Origin of the sequence: Meiothermus sp., assembly GCF_026004075.1 — a bacterium.
Taxonomy (GTDB): domain Bacteria; phylum Deinococcota; class Deinococci; order Deinococcales; family Thermaceae; genus Meiothermus.
Window position 1 is genome coordinate 1,474,035 of the sequence record NZ_BPIK01000001.1, and the last position, 16,303, is coordinate 1,490,337.

The 16,303-nt window shown below is 56.3% G+C and carries 18 protein-coding genes and 1 tRNA gene; 8 read left to right on the plus strand and 11 right to left on the minus strand.

The annotated features are described in order from the left end of the window. Positions 1-34 precede the first annotated feature (34 nt). A complete protein-coding gene (locus tag Q0X18_RS07075; protein ID WP_297560293.1) occupies positions 35-1,669 on the minus strand; it encodes a glycosyl transferase family protein in 1,635 nt (544 codons plus the stop codon). A gap of 486 nt (positions 1,670-2,155) precedes the next feature. Here Q0X18_RS07075 and Q0X18_RS07080 point away from each other — a divergent pair. After that, positions 2,156-2,241, plus strand: a tRNA-Leu gene (locus tag Q0X18_RS07080). 17 nt (positions 2,242-2,258) lie between these two features. Here the strand turns inward: Q0X18_RS07080 and acpS are convergent. Next, positions 2,259-2,642 carry a holo-ACP synthase gene (gene acpS, locus Q0X18_RS07085; protein ID WP_297560296.1) on the minus strand — a complete coding sequence of 128 codons (384 nt, stop codon included), beginning with the start codon at positions 2,640-2,642 and terminating at the stop codon, positions 2,259-2,261. Between the two features lie 20 nt (positions 2,643-2,662). On the opposite strand from acpS, the gene rsmF reads away from it, so the two are divergent. Next, entirely contained in the window at positions 2,663-4,036 is a 1,374-nt protein-coding gene (gene rsmF, locus Q0X18_RS07090; RefSeq protein WP_297560298.1) for a 16S rRNA (cytosine(1407)-C(5))-methyltransferase RsmF, read from the plus strand. Positions 4,037-4,044: 8 nt separating this feature from the next. On the opposite strand, the gene Q0X18_RS07095 is transcribed toward rsmF, so the two are convergent. Next, positions 4,045-4,266 carry a transcriptional regulator gene (locus Q0X18_RS07095; protein ID WP_297560301.1) on the minus strand — a complete coding sequence of 74 codons (222 nt, stop codon included), beginning with the start codon at positions 4,264-4,266 and terminating at the stop codon, positions 4,045-4,047. A gap of 162 nt (positions 4,267-4,428) precedes the next feature. On the opposite strand from Q0X18_RS07095, the gene murA reads away from it, so the two are divergent. Continuing rightward, entirely contained in the window at positions 4,429-5,712 is a 1,284-nt protein-coding gene (gene murA / locus Q0X18_RS07100) for a UDP-N-acetylglucosamine 1-carboxyvinyltransferase (protein WP_297560304.1), read from the plus strand. A 192-nt stretch (positions 5,713-5,904) separates the two neighbouring features. Here murA and Q0X18_RS07105 read toward each other — a convergent pair whose 3' ends face one another. Further along, positions 5,905-6,690, minus strand: coding sequence for a hypothetical protein (locus Q0X18_RS07105; protein WP_297560307.1), 786 nt, complete (start codon positions 6,688-6,690; stop codon positions 5,905-5,907). A gap of 85 nt (positions 6,691-6,775) precedes the next feature. On the opposite strand from Q0X18_RS07105, the gene Q0X18_RS07110 reads away from it, so the two are divergent. The 3 genes from Q0X18_RS07110 to Q0X18_RS07120 are packed head-to-tail and all read left to right on the plus strand — an operon-like array spanning position 6,776 to position 9,227. Continuing rightward, entirely contained in the window at positions 6,776-7,819 is a 1,044-nt protein-coding gene (locus Q0X18_RS07110) for a Xaa-Pro peptidase family protein (RefSeq protein ID WP_297560310.1), read from the plus strand. Then, positions 7,816-8,415, plus strand: coding sequence for a septal ring lytic transglycosylase RlpA family protein (locus tag Q0X18_RS07115; RefSeq protein ID WP_297560312.1), 600 nt, complete (start codon positions 7,816-7,818; stop codon positions 8,413-8,415). The genes Q0X18_RS07110 and Q0X18_RS07115 overlap by 4 nt, the downstream gene beginning before the upstream one ends. After that, positions 8,412-9,227, plus strand: a complete 816-nt coding sequence (locus tag Q0X18_RS07120; RefSeq protein WP_297560315.1) for a deoxyribonuclease IV — start codon at positions 8,412-8,414, stop codon at positions 9,225-9,227. The genes Q0X18_RS07115 and Q0X18_RS07120 overlap by 4 nt, the downstream gene beginning before the upstream one ends. On the opposite strand, the gene miaA is transcribed toward Q0X18_RS07120, so the two are convergent. Next, entirely contained in the window at positions 9,224-10,153 is a 930-nt protein-coding gene (gene miaA, locus Q0X18_RS07125; RefSeq protein WP_297563035.1) for a tRNA (adenosine(37)-N6)-dimethylallyltransferase MiaA, read from the minus strand. The two genes, Q0X18_RS07120 and miaA, sit on opposite strands and share 4 nt — an antisense overlap. 50 nt (positions 10,154-10,203) lie before the next feature. Here miaA and Q0X18_RS07130 point away from each other — a divergent pair, with 50 nt between their 5' ends. After that, positions 10,204-10,608, plus strand: a complete 405-nt coding sequence (locus Q0X18_RS07130) for an Hsp20/alpha crystallin family protein (RefSeq protein WP_297560318.1) — start codon at positions 10,204-10,206, stop codon at positions 10,606-10,608. 73 nt (positions 10,609-10,681) lie between these two features. Here the strand turns inward: Q0X18_RS07130 and Q0X18_RS07135 are convergent, their stop codons facing one another. Both Q0X18_RS07135 and rpmE read right to left on the minus strand, forming a co-directional pair. Further along, positions 10,682-11,290, minus strand: a complete 609-nt coding sequence (locus Q0X18_RS07135; RefSeq protein ID WP_374707505.1) for a thymidine kinase — start codon at positions 11,288-11,290, stop codon at positions 10,682-10,684. Positions 11,291-11,451: 161 nt separating this feature from the next. Further along, positions 11,452-11,676 carry a 50S ribosomal protein L31 gene (gene rpmE / locus Q0X18_RS07140; RefSeq protein ID WP_297560320.1) on the minus strand — a complete coding sequence of 75 codons (225 nt, stop codon included), beginning with the start codon at positions 11,674-11,676 and terminating at the stop codon, positions 11,452-11,454. 95 nt (positions 11,677-11,771) lie between these two features. Between rpmE and aroH the strand changes: the two genes are divergently transcribed. Beyond that, positions 11,772-12,140: a chorismate mutase gene (gene aroH / locus Q0X18_RS07145; RefSeq protein WP_297560322.1), complete on the plus strand. Its 369-nt coding sequence runs from the start codon at positions 11,772-11,774 to the stop codon at positions 12,138-12,140. 9 nt (positions 12,141-12,149) lie between these two features. Here aroH and metG read toward each other — a convergent pair whose 3' ends face one another. From metG to Q0X18_RS07165, 4 genes are all read right to left on the minus strand, one after another. Beyond that, complete coding sequence (gene metG, locus Q0X18_RS07150; protein WP_297560325.1) at positions 12,150-14,045, minus strand: methionine--tRNA ligase; 1,896 nt, start codon at positions 14,043-14,045, stop codon at positions 12,150-12,152. 219 nt (positions 14,046-14,264) lie between these two features. Beyond that, positions 14,265-14,951, minus strand: a complete 687-nt coding sequence (rpiA, locus tag Q0X18_RS07155) for a ribose-5-phosphate isomerase RpiA (protein ID WP_297560327.1) — start codon at positions 14,949-14,951, stop codon at positions 14,265-14,267. A 149-nt stretch (positions 14,952-15,100) separates the two neighbouring features. Further along, positions 15,101-15,577, minus strand: a complete 477-nt coding sequence (gene bcp, locus Q0X18_RS07160; RefSeq protein ID WP_297560329.1) for a thioredoxin-dependent thiol peroxidase — start codon at positions 15,575-15,577, stop codon at positions 15,101-15,103. Between the two features lie 235 nt (positions 15,578-15,812). Then, positions 15,813-16,301, minus strand: a complete 489-nt coding sequence (locus Q0X18_RS07165) for an adenosine-specific kinase (RefSeq protein ID WP_297560332.1) — start codon at positions 16,299-16,301, stop codon at positions 15,813-15,815. Positions 16,302-16,303: the final 2 nt, after the last annotated feature.

Sequence of the window (16,303 nt, forward strand, 5' to 3'; positions counted from 1 at the left end):
CCACCTCTTTGACCAACTAAGCGCAATAAGCCATTTAATCGCTGTAATCCACAGCTAAGGCCGATACTTTGGGTTCGTTCTGTAGGCGTTCTTGGGTTTCGGTAATGCGCAGCCTGAGGCGATCGGGATCAAGAGTTTGGTTGCGCAATAAAATTTCACCCAATGGCACCCCTGAAGGCTTTGTGCGCAGGGCTAAAGCCAGCTCTTGGGGGCTGACATCACCGTAAAAGAGCAGCACATCCCCCAAGCGGCGGCGGACGGACTCGAGCACCTCAGTAGGCACATAGCTCTTCCGCTCGGTTTTATCCCAGACCGGGGCCGTACCTTTGCGGGCTCCTCGAGCGGGCCAGAAGTACATGCGCCAGGCCCTCGCAGTAGCCAAAGCATTAATGATGTTTCCTACAAACCACCTCAAGGGAAACAATGGCAGCACCAAAGTTGCCTGTAGCGCTTCGGCTACCCCATATACAGACTTGATTGCAGCAAAGCGCATCAGGAGGCGCTCGAGGGTGATCAGCATAACACCCCCACTGAGCACCAGCATTAACCTGGGATCTGCATGAGGCCAGCCAAGAAAGTAGGCCAGCACGGAGTACAAGGCCAGCGGATAACCCACAAAATGAATCAGGTTGGTGTATTTCCCTTTCCGGTCGCGCCAGAGCACCAATCGATCTTTTAAGGAGAGCCTTTTTGGTTTGATCTCCTTGGGGCTCTGCATGGTAATTCCGTAAATCCAGCGAGCCTTTTGCTTTACAGCAGTCCGTATTTCAGAAGGAAAGTACTCCTTAATTCCCACCACCTCGTTGCAAACCCGACCCCGATCATCTATGCGCTTAAGACGCTGCACGTGGAAGTGTACCCGAAAGCCTTTTTGCCACAGCCGCAAAGACATGTCGTAGTCCTCTGTCAGGCTTCCCTCACGAAAAACCGGGCCTTCGGCTGCCAAAAAGCTCACCACTTCTCGCCGCAAAGCGAAGCCCGTACCAGCGCTGGGCACAAACAAGCCAAACGACTCGCGTACCAGCATGTGATGAAGGTGGCTCTCTGCAAACTCGTCGGCATAAGTACCAGCAACGATGCGATTTAGCCACCGCCACCGAGGCAGCTTGGGAAACATGGCAATCACTGGCAACTGCACCATGTCTTTGCGACTGAGTAAGGCACTGTAGAAGCGGAATGCATAAGGGTGAATCACATCCTCTGCGTCATGTATGGCGATAACATCGAACACCTGATTCCGGATATTCTCGAGGTCTTGAATAAAAGCAAAAACTTCATTAAGGTTCTGGCTCTTACTTGTTGGCCCCGGTCTTTGATTAACCACGCAGTGTACACGAGGGTTGCTCTTGGACAGCTCGCGCACTTCACGCAATGTGGCCTCATCGTTGGGGTATACCCCAATAAAGAACTCGACCCGATCCTCCGGATAGCGCATTAAACGATACGTGGCCTTAACCATCTCGGCCACGACCCCAGCTTCCTGCCAGGCTGCCACCATAACTGCGATACGTTTGGGGCTGTCGCTTTCGAGTTCCTCCTTCGAGAGACCAGTCTGCCGAAAACGGCCTCTTCGAAATAGATAGGTCAAGTCGAAAATCAAGTCGTCGAAGATGGCAACGAGGTACCCAAAGCAGACCAGCACCAACATTGCTCCAATAAATTCGGACATATTTCTCCCTCCTTAGGGGAATGTCGAGTGAAAGGTTTTATCCGGGTTAATTACGTTAATTACCAAGGGCCGCCAACACCGCATCGAGGGTTCGTGGCCGCTAGCCAAGCCAACAGGTTATTATTGGGGAGACCAGCAGTATTTATTTGGTTTATTGTTTGAAAGCTACTGCGAGCAGACCAACCACCTAGGTAGGGTGGTTCGGCCCCAAAGGTAGAGCAAGATACGCTGGTTCAAGCTTCGCCAGTTTGCCCCTTGAAAGAATCCTCTTTTCACTGCATTCCAATAGTGCATAAATTTTCCCCCCGCTTCATTTGGCATTAATGTTTTTTTATGATAATACGCTAATTGCTCTCGCGAATGAGTAACGCGTGAGTATCAGCTGAGGTAACAAGCTGCATTAGAACCCAAAGCAGTATTCACCGCTGTATCGCTGCGTTTTATCTTGCCAGATTGCGTATAACGGCTAAACTAAGGGACGGGTCTGCCGGGATGGCGGAATGGTAGACGCTACGGACTTAAAATCCGTTGCCCGCAAGGGCGTGTGGGTTCGAGTCCCATTCCCGGCACCATCTTGAACAAGCTGTGCCTATTGCTCACCGAGAAGTACAGCTCTCTCCAGAAGCACTATGGCCAAGGCGTAGTGTCTCTCGTGAGAAAGCGACAGGTGGGCTCTTAATCGGCCTGCTTCCATCTGGGTTTGGAGCTTTGGGCCAAAGTTCAGTATGGGTTTGCGACCCTCTATCTCCACCCAGACCTCGAGCCAGCCAAAACTATCTGGCCAGCATTTCTGGAAAGCCTCCTTAGCCGCAAAGCGTACCGCCAGCGAAGGCAACGGATCGGACTTGGCCAGACAGTACTCAATCTCGGCAGGCACAAAGTGGCGCTCCAAAAAACGCCGAGGGTGCCGTTCCCACACCCGGCGTAGGCGTGCAAGTTCTACGATATCGGTTCCAATGGCTACAACAGACATCGGTTAGCATTGTAAGCGCTGTGTTGCCTAAAGCCTTCCTGAACCGAATGTCCGACCTGCTCGGCGAGGCCTTTCCCCATTTTTTGCAGGCTCTTACTACAGCCGACCGGAGCTATGGCCTGCGGGTGAACACCCTCAAGCTGAGCCCCGAGCAATTCCGGCAGATTAGCCCCTGGGAACTAGAGCCCATCCCCTGGTCGCCCGAGGGCTTCTACTACCCAAGCGCGGCCCGCCCCGGCCCACATCCCTACTTCTACGCTGGGCTCTACTACATCCAGGAACCCTCGGCCCAGGCGGTAGGGGTGCTGGCCGACCCCCAGCCGGGCGAGCGGGTGCTGGATCTGGCCGCTGCACCGGGCGGCAAAACCACCCACCTGGCCGCCCGAATGAAGAGCCAGGGCTTGCTGGTCTCCAACGAAATTGATGGAAAGCGGATGCGGGGACTCCTGGAGAATGTGGAGCGCTGGGGGGCCAATCTGGCGGTGGTATCGGCTTCCATCGAGAAACTGGCCCGTCGGTGGGGAGCTTACTTCGACCGGGTGGTGCTGGACGCACCCTGCTCGGGCGAGGGGATGTTTCGCAAAGATCCCGAGGTGGTAGCGCACTGGGGGCCAAGCGCACCGGCCCGTGCCGCTCGAGTGCAGAAGTCGCTTATTGCTGCTGCTGCCGAGCTGGTACGCCCTGGAGGGGTGTTGGTTTACTCGACCTGTACCTTTGCCCCAGAAGAAAACGAGCAAGTTATTGCGGAGTTCTTGCGCAATCCAGGCTGGGAGATTATAGATGCTCACATCTCCCCTCTTTTTGCCGCTGGGGTTCCGGCCTGGGGGGACGGCAACCCGGCCCTGGCCCAAACTGCCCGGCTATGGCCCCACAAACTGCGCGGGGAGGGGCATTTCCTGGCCAGGCTGCGCAAAACCGACGGGGAGGAGCATCATCCCACCCTCGAGCATATCCCTCCGCTATCCCGTGAGACTCGGGCGTTGTGGCAGGCCTGGTGCGAGGAGCACTTGCAGATAAATCTCGATGGGCAGATCCTTGAACGCGCCGGGCATCTCTATCTGCTACCCCCAAGGCTGCCCAGCCTCGAGGGCATCAAAGCGCCCGCACCCGGCCTCTACCTGGGCGAAACCAGAACTGGTCATCGCAAGGACTCCGGGCGCTTTCTGCCGGGTAAACCCCTGGCACACTACCTGCGACCTAGCCAGGCACAGCACGTCCTCCCCTTACAGGCCGAAGACCCCCATACCCTGGCCTTTGCCATGGGGCAGCCCATCCCCGCCGAGGGAACCGACGGCTGGAAGCTGGTTGCACTAGAAACCGCCGTTGGTTCGTTTAGCCTGGGTTGGGGCAGACTGAAGGGGGGCATTCTGCGGCCAGGGAAAACCGGGCTTTGAGGCAAGCCTTACTCTTCTTCGGCCTCGAGCCGCTTCAAAAGCGCCTTTAATTCGTCCTTCTGCTGGCCTTCTTCCATCCCATCGGCCAGCTTCTCGATGGCCAGGCGCACCACCTCCGACTTGGAAACCAGTTGCTCGGGGCTGGAAAGCTCGTAAGCCAGTTTGGTCAGGAGGGCGTCCTGGTCGTCACTGATGACAACTTGAAGGCGTTTCTTTTCCTTTTTGGGCATATCCGATAGGGTAACGCGAAAAACTCGCTTGCGTTTCTGACTACAGATTATCACGTTACATTTGTGCTTGACAATACGATTTCTACTTATTATGCTCAAGGTAAGTATGATGTGTAACATGCACAAGCATACTCAGAACTGCCCAGGAGATGAGTCCTGACTATGAATAGAACCCTGATCATTCGCGGTGGTGTCCCACTGAGCGGTGAACTACGCATTTTTCCAGCCAAAAATTCGGCCCTCAAACTCATGGCTGCTAGCATTTTAACGGCGGAGCCCGTAACCCTCACAGAGGTTCCCCGCCTGCGCGATATCGATGTTTTGCTCGAGCTCCTGGGCCACCTGGGCACCCGCCACGCCTGGGAGGGCCGTACCCTGCACCTCCATACCCCCGAAATTCGCTCCACCCAGGCCCCTTTCGAGCTGGTTAGCAAAATGCGGGCCAGCTTCAACGTTTTGGGCGCTTTGGCTGCTCGAGCTGGCGAAGGTACTGTTCCCCTACCGGGAGGCTGCAATTTCGCCGAACGTCCGGTTGATCAGCACATCAAGGCCTTGCGCAGCCTGGGCTTCGAGGTCACCACCGAAATTACTGAGCAGGGGGTCGCCTATACCGCCCGCCGCCACAAGCCCGCCGCTGGCCGGGTGGTCTACGACCTCCCAACCCTGGGCGGCACCGAGCAAGCCCTGATGGCCGCAGCCCTGGGGGGCGAAGCCGTATTGGTAAACACCCCGCAGGAACCCGAGATTGTTGATTTGTGCAACTTCCTGACCATGATGGGGGCCGAGATTAAGGGCATTGGAAGCAGCATCCTGCACATCAAGGGCAAGCCCAGCCTGCGCGGCGGACGCTACAGCGTCATCCCCGACCGCATCGAGGCCGGCACCTACCTGTTTGCTACCGCCGCTACCAAAGGCTCCATTACCCTGACCAACGTGGAGCCGTTCCACATGGATGCCGTACTTGACAAGCTCATCCAGTCGGGCCACCACATTACCACCGGTAAAGACTGGATCCGCCTGGAAGCCACCCCCAACCCCCAGCCCTTCAACCTCGAGGCCCGCGAATACCCCGGCTTCGTCACCGACCTGCAGCCCCCGGCCACAGCCTACCTGGCCACCGTACACGGCACCTCGCTGGTCTCGGATCGGGTCTACCCCGATCGCTTTACCCACGCCAGCGAACTTGCCCGTATGGGGGCCGATGTCACCCTGAAAGATCGCACCCTGGTAATCCAGGGCCGCCAGTTAACCGGGGCTGCCGTCGAGGCCCGCGATATACGTGCCGGTGGAGGTTTGATTATCGCCGCTCTGGCCGCTGAGGGCGAGAGTCACATCAGCGGAATGCAGTACATCGAGCGCGGCTACGACGACATCGAGAATCGCCTACGAAGCCTGGGGGCCCAGGTCGGGATACAGCACCCTGAGCTGGCTCTGGCCGCCGACTAATACCAGATTCGGTTTGTTGATCACCGAATGGTGACCAACAAACCTGATCAATGGAAATGCTCTAGGAATTAAAAAGATAGCCTCTTGAGGTTTGATGACTATCTTTTTGAATCCGGTATAACCCAGCCTTCCACCAGCAAACAGGCCCGTAGGGGCTCTGTCTCGAGGAGGGTCGTCGGGCCAAACCCAGCGCTAGCGGACGGGTTTGAAAAAGTCGGTGTCGGTAAAAATGGGGTTAATTTCCACTTCGATCACTTCGCCCCGCGCAGCGAGTACGCCGCCCACGAAGTTTTCCCACTTTTGCGGTAGCCGCACTCCCTGTACCACTCGGTAATTGGAGAAAAAGGTGATGCTCTCCCCTATCCCTGGGATGTTAAGGCGCTCACCTAGCAACAAGCCATCGGCGTTGAACAAATAGGTGCTCACCCAGCCCTGGGTGCTAACCGTAAGGAGCTGTCCGGTCTGATTGCGCAGACTGCCCTGTGCAACGTTGGCCCGCTCTCGGTTACTGCTACCGTATTTCAGCCCCAACCAGCCCGTATAGAGGCTCGAGCGTAGGATCTCCCGCTGATCTTTTGGCAGAGGGCGTAAAGAAGTTTCACGGCTCCAAAAAAAGCTTTCCTGAGGGCTATACTGCTGCAGCGCCAGAGGAATGGGGTTGGAACCATTCACGCTTTCGGGGTCGTAGAGTTCAAGTCTTACACGGCTGTTAGCAAAATCTATGAGCAGTAAGGTTACGATGCGACTTTCTTCTTTACCATCGGGCAGGTAGTAGATGTTGGTGGTTACCTCGCGGTAGGTTTTGAGGTTAGTAAGGGCCGGCCCGCCCAGCACATTTCTCGCACGCTCGAGGAGCTGGGCCGCCTCAGTCGAAACCTGGGCCCAGCCCCAACCAACACAAGTCATCAAGCACAACGAAGCAACCGTACGCACAATCATCCTGGGGATGACCTTAGCACGGGCAGGTTGTGATTCCATGAGCCCTAGTGTAGATTTTCACGATGTAACTTTTTGTGAAGAAAATACCCGCTAGAAGTTGGGTCGATAAGGTAAAGTTCCTCACGTGGACTTTGCACGCTTGCTTGACGAGTACAACCTCGATGCGCTTTTTGTCTCCAATCCCCACAACGTTCGCTATCTATCCGGTTTCGTTGAGGGCAAAGACGCCCGAATTGTCATTACCAGGAACGGCCCTACGCTCATCACCGATGGTCGTTACCTGGTAGAAGCCGCCCAGCAGCGCTTCCCATATCGCATCCTGCTTAACCGCACCGAGACGAACAAGCTTTTGGCCGAGTTTTTTCGGGGCCGGGTGGGCATCGAAGCCGAGCACCTGAGCGTTGCCGCTCTTGAGGGCTTTCAACAGGACTTTCCGAATCTCGAGTTTGTCTCTACCAGGGGTATTTTCGAGAAGCTGCGCCGCAAGAAAAGCCCGGAGGAAATTGCACTCATCCGGCGAGCGGCCGAGTTAGCCGATCAGGGCTTTAGGCACATCCTGTCTTTCATAAAGCCGGGTGTGCGGGAGATCGAGGTGGCCCTCGAGCTGGAGTATTTCCTGCGGAAAAACGGCTCGGAGGGGCTGGCCTTTAGTACCACGGTGGCTTCAGGCGAACGCAGCGCCATGCCCCACGGGGGTGCCAGCAACCGCACGATACAAGCAGGAGAATTGGTCACGCTGGATTTTGGCTGTGTGGTGGGGGGCTACTGCTCTGATATGACCCGTACGGTGGCAGTGGGCCAGGTTTCAGGTGAGCTACGAAGCATCTATCAGGCCGTGCTGGAGGCCCAGACCCTGGCACTGGAAGCCGTTGCGCCTGGCAAAACCGGTCGCGAACTGGATACGCTGGCTCGAGACCACCTTACCCGCCTTGGCTACGGCGCGCACTTTACCCACGGGCTGGGGCATGGGGTGGGCTTGTTTATTCACGAAGCGCCCAGTCTGAGTCAGGCTTCTGAGGATATTCTCGAGGCCAGCAATGTGGTAACTATCGAGCCCGGTGTCTACATTCCAAACCTCGGCGGCTGCCGCATCGAAGACCTGGTTTTAGTAACCGAACAGGGGCATGAGGTACTGTCCCACAGCCCTAAGCATCTGATTGAGCTATGAAGCGTTGGCTATCGCTGCTGCTTTTCTGTTCACTGGCCGGGGCCCAGGGCTACGTAGTGCAGCCGGGCGATACCCTCGAGCGCATCGCGCGGCTTTTTCAGGTTAGTGTCTCCGATATCATGCTGCTCAACGGCCTCATGGAAGACCCTTTGCCAGCAGGTCTACAGATAGCAATTCCCCCCTCAGACTGGGATCCCATGAACCTGGAGGTGCTACCCTTAGCTGAGTCTGCCGAAGAGCCTCCAGCCTGGGTCTTTATTCGGCCCCCCTTAGCCCCGCCGGAGCCACAAAAACCACCTGTGCAAGTGTATCAGCAGGGCCTGGCCTCCTGGTACGGGGCCCGGTTTCATGGGCGCCGCACGGCCAATGGTGAGCGCTTTAACAAGCATTATTTAACCGCTGCCCATCGTAGCCTGCCCTTTAACACCCGAGTGCGGGTAACCAATCTGAAAAACGGTAAGAGCGTGGTGGTTCGGATCAACGACCGAGGCCCGTATATTCGTGGCCGTATAATCGATTTGTCGTTTGCTGCTGCGCAAATGCTTGGAATGCACCCCCATGGGGTAGTGATGGTGAAATTGGAGCTGCTCAAGTGAAGTACGGCTTTCACATGTCCATTGCGGGCAAGCTCGGAATCGCCGGAGCCGCAGAGGAAGCCGAGCTACTCGGGTTGAGCGCCATCCAAATTTTCGCCAAAAGCCCGCGCAGTTGGAAAACCCGTGGCCTCAAAGCGGGAGAAGTGGAAGAGTTCAGGGCTCGGAAGGAAAACCTGGGGGGCCTGCCTACGGTGATTCATGCGTCGTACTTGGTTAACCTGGCCGCCGAAGGCGAGCTTAGAGAGAAAAGCATCTTTAGTCTGGCCGACGACTTAGCCAAGGCGCAGGTGCTGGGCATTGAGTACGTGGTGGTGCACCCAGGTTCAGGGCCTGCAGAAAAGGCCAGGACGGCTGCCCTCAAAGCCCTCGAGCTCGCCAAGCTGGGCAAAAATGGGCCCAGGTTGCTCTTGGAAAACACTGCAGGGGGTGGTGAAAAACTGGGGGCCAACCTCCATACTCTGGCCGAGCTGATCGAGGATACCCGGCTGGGGGTGTGTTTCGACACCTGCCATGCTTTTGCAGCGGGATACAGGCTCGAGCAGGCCCTGGACGAACTCGAGCAGACCATTGGCCTGGATCGGGTTCCGGTTATTCACCTCAACGACTCCATGGGTGAAAGGGGTTCGCAGATCGATCATCACACCAACCTGATGGAGGGTCAAATAGGTGCGGAACTTAAGCGCTTCGTCCTTGATACTCGTGTGCGCAATAAGATTTTTATCATGGAAACCCCCCGCAGCACCCAGGACGATGCCCACAACCTGCGGGTTTTGCGGGAATGGCTGAACCAGCCCCAGGGCAGCACCTTTTAGCCCTCCCCAGGGGCTAAGGAATGCTCAAACCAACCACGCACGCCGATCCAGGCTTCATCACCACCCTGTGGCAAGAAGGTAACTGCCCCAGGTTCCTTGCGAAACCAGGTGTACTGTCGTCTGGCGTAAGCCCGCGTAGCCCTAACAATGGTTTGTCGCGCCACCTCCAGGCTATACTCGCCCTTCAGATAGCCAGCAATTTCTTTATAGCCAATGCTCTGCAAGGCTGTGGGCATCTGAGGATACCTCGCCAGCAAGGATTCAACCTCCTGCACCAAGCCCTGCTCGAGCATACGCGTTACTCGGCGTTCCAGGCGGGGCTCGAGCCAGTCCCAGGGGGGCCACAAAATGAGCTTTCGGTAGCTAAAGCGCGGCGTACGCTTGGGAAACCTGGCTGGGGGCAGTCCAGTGCGACGCAAGACCTCTAGGGCCCGCACAATACGCCGGGGGTTGCGTTGCACCCGACGGGCATCCTCGGGGCTGGCAGCCTCGAGTTCTCCTAGCAAAGATTCAAGCCCTTGCAACTCCAGCGTTTTCCAAAGCTCCGCCTGTAGATTCAAATCGGGCTCGGGAAGCTCGTGAATACCCTCCGTTAGGGCGCGGATATAGTAACCAGTACCCCCCACCACCAATGGAATTTTGCCCTGCGTCAGGGTTTCTTGAATGGCTGCTTCAGCCAGCCCACAATACTCCGAAACGCTAAAGCTTTGGCTGGGCCACACCACATCGATTAGATAGTGTTTGACCTGTTGTCGCTCGACCAGGCTGGGTTTGGCAGTCCCGATGTCCATGCCCCGGTACACCATGCTGGCATCGGCCGAGACCACCGCTATAGGGAATATCCGGCCCAAGCGCAAGGCCAGCTCGGTTTTACCGGTTGCAGTTGGCCCGGTTAGTACGGGAATTACCGGTTTTTGCGCATCCACATCATCCACAGTCGCTAGCCCTCTTTGTCATTCATGATATTCTCGAGACCATGACCATTGAACGCTTCGATGCGATTGAACGCTTGCAAACCATCCGCCAGCAACTCGATGAACTCTCGAGACGCTTTGCTTCCCAAGAGGCCCTGGGCGAGTGGGTACCAGCAGTGGATGTGATCGACGAAGGCACTCGGTTTCGCATTCTGGTGGATGTACCTGGCGTAAAGAACGAGGACCTCGAGCTCAAAGAGGAGGGCCAGACCATCATTCTGGCGGGGATACGGCATCCGCAACAGGGCGCATTTTATCGCCAAGAGCGGCCCACTGGACTGTTTCGTCGTGCCTTCACCCTACCCGAGGCTATCGTTCCAGGCAGCGCCCAAGCCTCGTTGAAGGGAGGCGTGCTCGAGCTGATATTGCAAAAAGCCCGCAAAACTTCCCGCAGAGGCAAAAAGTAGGGGTCGGGCCACGATTCCCCAGAACTTTTGACCCTGCTTCACAGCTTTGAGGTGCGTGGCTTTACAGGCGAGGCTAAAGAATCTCCTGTACCTCTTTGGTCACTACTGTGTGGCACTTGCGGCAGCGCGGCTCGTAGGCTTCGCTGGCGCCCACCAGTATCACCGGGTCGTCGTAGCGGGCTGGCTTTCCGTTTACGAAACGCTGGGTGCGGGTAGCCGGCGCACCGCATACCGGGCAAACCGCGTAGAGCTTCTCCACATACTCGGCCCGGGCCAGCAGTTGGGGCATGATACCAAAGGGCTCTCCGCGGAAATCCATGTCCAGTCCGGCGCAAATCACCCGCACGCCTCTATCGGCCAGCTCGAGCACCAGCTTTACAAGACCTTCATCGAAAAACTGGGCCTCGTCCACGGCTACCACATCGGGCAGAGGGTTGGATAGATGCGTCTCGAGTTCTGCAGCGTCGCGCACTGCAATAGCTTCAGCCCGTCTGCCGTCATGGCTAAACACATCGGTGACATGGTAGCGATCATCCAACAGAGGCTTGAATACCAGCACCCGCTGGCGGGCAATTAGCGCCCGCTTGATGCGCCGTATTAGCTCATCCGACTTTCCAGAGAACATCGGCCCTACCACTACTTCAATCCAACCCTGGTGATGCGGAAGATGGGGCAAACTCATAGCCGGTGCTAGCATAACACCAGATTTGGTTGATCCATCATCCATGGTTAGCAGTCTAGTCCGCCCAGGGGTGGGCGCTGCTGGAGTATCCCATCCACCTTTGGCCGGGAAGCAGCAAAAAACAGGTGAGCGGCTGCCCACCTGTTCGGCCTCGAGGCAAGCTACTGCTTTTTGGCCTTCTTGCCGTAGGTGCCACCAAACTTCTTTTGGAATTTCTCGACCCGACCCTCAGTGTCTACAAAGCGCTGCTGGCCTGTCCAGAACGGGTGGTTGCCACTCCAGACTTCGACATGGATCTCGGGCTTGGTGCTGTAGGTCTGCATGACCACCTCACCGTTGCAGATGATCTTGCAGGGAACCAGCTTGGGGTGAATCTTCTCTTTCATATTCTCTCCTGGGCACGGATTTTGCCGTGCTGTCAACTGAATAAATATAGCAGGTCTAGGCGAGAAGGGCAAGCTGCGATAAAATCGCGCACACCATGATGCGAGGGGTTCGTGGCGCCATTACTGTTGACGAGGATAGCCGGGAAGCCATTCTGAGTGCGACCCGCGAGCTATTAGAAAAGATGCTCGAGGTCAACCAGATCACTGACTTTGACAGCATAGGAGCCATGTTCTTCACCTTGACTGACGACCTGCGGGCTGCCTTTCCTGCAGAAGCCGCACGACAGCTGGGAATGCAGATGGTTCCTCTTATCAACTCTCGAGAGATCCCGGTTCCAGGTGCGCTACCCAGGGTCATCCGGGTAATGATGCTTTGGAATACCGATCTGCCCCAAAAGCAAGTTAAGCACGTTTATCTACGCGAGGCTGTACGCCTGCGCCCCGACCTTGAGAGCGCGCAGTAGAGCAACGCTTCACCGCACTTTTGCACCCGGAGGTAGGTCTTGCTCGGGTGTGACCACCACAATTCTGCCCTGTGCGTCTTCGCCAGCCAGAATCATGCCCTGCGACTCCACTCCACGCAACACTGCAGGCTTGAGGTTAGCCACCAACACCAGCTTTTTGCCCACCAGGCTTTCAGGCGTGTAGTACTGCGCAATGCCCGAGACCACCTGCCGCGTGTGGTCGCCCACATTGAGCGTTAGCACCAGAAGCTTATCGGCCTTCGGGTGTTTTTCTGCTTTGATCACCTCGGCTACCCTAAAGTCCACTTTGGCAAACTCGTCGATAGTAATCAGACTGTTGGCGGGCGCAGGCCCCGCATTGGGCTTGACGCTTTCGGCTTTGGACTCGAGCACCTCGAGCTTAGGGAAGAGAATTGGGGCCTCCTCAGGTATGCGCGTACCGGCGGGGGAAAACCCCCAGGTTTCGGTTTGCTCGATGGTGTAGTCACCCAGCCCCAGGGCAGCCCGCAGCTCCCTCGCCTTGGTTGGAAGTGCCGGCTCCAAGAGCACACTGGCGATCCGCAGCCCCTCCACTGCGGTATACAGGACATCTTCCAGCTCTTTTTTCTTGCCAGGGTCGCGAGCCAGCTCCCAGGGTTTGGTATCGTTGATGAACTTATTCAGGCTCCGAACGTATTGCAGCACTTCCTCCAGGGCCAGGTGAATCCGCAGGGCATCCACCTCTTTGCGCACCTTGTTGGCCAGAGCCACCCCAGCTTTGGCAATTTCAGACTCAGGCGACGAAGCCGCTGGGATAATCCCTTCGCAGTACTTCAGCAGCATGGTACGTACCCTCGAGAGCAGATTGCCCAGATCGTTGGCGAGGTCGGAGTTAAGGCGCTGCGCCACCACCTCTTCACCAAAGGGACTATCCGAGCCCAGGGTGGTGTCGCGCAATAAGGCGTAGTGCACTGCATCCACGCCAAACTTATCCAACAAGGCTAGGGGGTCAATGGCATTGCCCAGGCTCTTGCCCATCTTGCGGCCATCCATGGCCAGGATGTGCCCATGCACCACCAGGCGTTTGTAGATAGGCAAGCCCGCACTTTTGAGCATGGTGGGCCAGAAAACGGCGTGGGGTTTGAGAATGTCCTTGCCAATGACATGCCAGGCGAAGGGCCAGTACTTCTCGAAAAGGCCCCGGCTGGCCAGCGAAGAAACATAAGCCAGCAGCGCATCAAACCAAACGTAGGTGACGTGGTTCTCATCCCAAGGAATGGGAATGCCCCAGGGCACGCGGTCTTTGGGACGGGAAATAGAAAGGTCGCCAATGGGCTCCTTGAGCATCTCCAGCACTTCGTTGCGGTAGGCTTGGGGCTGAATCAGGTCGGGGTGCTCGGCCAGGTACTCGAGCAGCCACGGGCGGTATTTCTCCATGCGGAAGAAGTAGTTGGCTTCTTTTCGCAGAATAGGCGGCTCCGAGTCACCCGGTAGAATGCCGTTAACAAGTTCTTTTTCCGTTACAAAGCGTTCGGAACCCACTGAGTAAAGCCCTTCGTATTCGGCATAGTAAATATCGCCAGCCTCGTAGACCTTACGCAGAATTTCCTGCACGTAGCGCTTGTGGCGCTCCGAGGTGGTGCGGATGTAATCGTCGTAGCTGATGAGCAGGCGTTGATAAGCTGGCTGGAATAGCTGCTCGGAAACATAGTCTACAAAAGCCTGGGGCTCCTGGCCCGCATTTTTAGCTGCTCGAGCAATTTTCTCCCCGTGTTCGTCGGTTCCGGTCACGAAATTGGTATCGTAGCCATCCAGACGATGGAAGCGGGCCAGAAAGTCGCAGATAATTTTCTCGTACACGTGGCCTATGTGGGGGGCCGCGTTGGCGTAGTCAATTGCGGCGGTTTCGTAGAAAACTTTGCTCACAGGTAACTCCTTGGCGCTTGATGTTTGGTTTTAGACTGAGTTTCCAAAAAAAGGGGCGCAAACGCGCCCCGACGATAGCCTCACCACTGCTATCGTCGGGACATTCGCATCATTCGGGCAAACCAGCCCCCTACCATAAGGCATATTTTATACCAGGTGCGACCCATCCGTCACGGCCCGAAACCCACGCGTTGAAAGGGCTGGCCGGCCAGGATATAACTACCGGGGGGACGCGCTCAGGTGCTCCAACCCCTCTGGGCCTGCCACAATAGCCAGAGAAGCCAGGCCCACAAATAGCCCGCTTTCCACCACGCCCGGAATGCGCTTGAGATCCAGCTCGAGCTGCTCAGGGTTCGTAATGGGGCCAAAGTTGACATCGGCAATCAGGTTGCCCCCATCGCTATAGAAGAAATCTTCTCCGTCCATGCGCAAGGCAGGCTCCCCCATCTGTCCCAGCGCATGCAGGGTGGCACGGTATCCAAAGCGAACAATCTCTACCGGAACCACCCCGCGCCCCAATTGGCTTACTTTTTTGGTATGGTCGGCAATTACGATAAACTGCTTGGCGCTGGCCTCGACAATTTTTTCGCGCAGCAAGGCCCCACCCAAACCTTTGATGAGGCTAAGGTCAGGGGCGATTTCGTCGGCCCCGTCTATGGCTAGATCAACCCCCTGAGGCCCCAGTTCCACCAAAGGAATTCCCATCTCATGGGCCAGCATGGCCGTGGCCTCCGAGGTAGGCACAGCCACCACATTGGAAAGCGCACCCTCTCGTAAACGGCGGCCCAGCTCCAGCACCGCATACCTGGCAGTTGAACCAGTACCCAGACCCACCACCATGCCCGATTGTACGTACTTGACGGCCTCGAGAGCTGCTTGTTGTTTGAAGTTATCCAGGTTGTTCATAAAAGGAGCCCCACTACCGGGCTCCTTTTAGCTTACTGAATTTATGCTTCCATATTTATGCTTCCATCTGCGTTATGCCAAATAAACACTGTGCTGCCATAAAAAAGTTTTATGGCAGGTTTGAAGGTTCGCTTCGTAAAGTATGGGCGTTATGCCGTCTGCCGCTGCAACTCGATCAGCGTCTCCGCCACCTCGTGTGCGTGCTCGTCGGGCTTTACTTTATCCCACGCCCTGGCCACCCGCCCCTCGGGGTCAATCAGATAGGTGTAGCGAAAGACCCCCTCATACTCCTTGCCATACATAGTTTTTGTGCCCCAGGCACCATAAGCCCGAATCATGTCTTTTTCGGGGTCGGACAGGAGGGGAAAGTTAAGACCATACTTGCTGTGAAACTTCCCGTGGCTGCTCACGTCGTCCGCTGAGACCCCTAAAACCACCGCCCCCAGCTCTTCCAGGCGACCTTTCTCATCGCGAAAGTTGCAGGCTTCTTTGGTGCACCCAGGCGTGTCGTCCTTGGGATAGAAATAGAGCACCACCCACTTGCCGCGGTAGTCCTCTAAGGTATGCAGCTTGCCTTCCTGATCAGGAAGGGTGAAGTTTGGGGCAGTATCGCCAACTTTCAGCATAGCAATCGGATAATAACCCATACGCTCGCAGGCTAATGTTGCCTGTGTTGCAAGCTCGAGCCAGCAAATTTGCTACAAGACAGTCTCCTGAGAGACTGCCCATACCGACCAAGGGAGCGATTCATCTCAACACCAGCAGGTACATTTCCATAGCCAATCACAGCAATGGATACGGGGGTTTTGCCCTGCTTTGACTCTAGGGGTATCTGTTTGAAGCCGCCATCAGGCATAGCCGTTAACCGACTTTATAGCCAAACCTGCGCAAAATGTCCTTGCGCCAATGAATATCTTCCTCGGCCTCAACTCCCAGTGGCTTGTATCCGTCCAGAACCCCTAAAATTCCACGCTGATCGTCTTCTTCAGCCACGATTACCGAGAGCGGGTTAGCGGTTGCGGCAAAAATTCGAACCACCTCGGGGCAGGCCTTGACGGCATGTAGCACATTAATGGGGAAATAGCCCTCACCCAGCACAATCAGAAAGGAGTGACCCGCCCCGATGGCCTGGGCATTTTTGACCGCCAAATCCACCAGCTCGTCGGCGGTTCCGGTCTTGCGTATCAGGCGTTTACCTGAAGCCTCGCAAAAAGCCAGTCCAAACTTGATTCCTGGAACTGCCGTGACCAGGGCTTCGTGCACATCCTCGACGGTTTTGATGAAGTGGCTTTGGCCCAGGATTACATTCAGGTTTTCTGGTTTCTCCACTTTGACAATTTGAAGTTCCATAC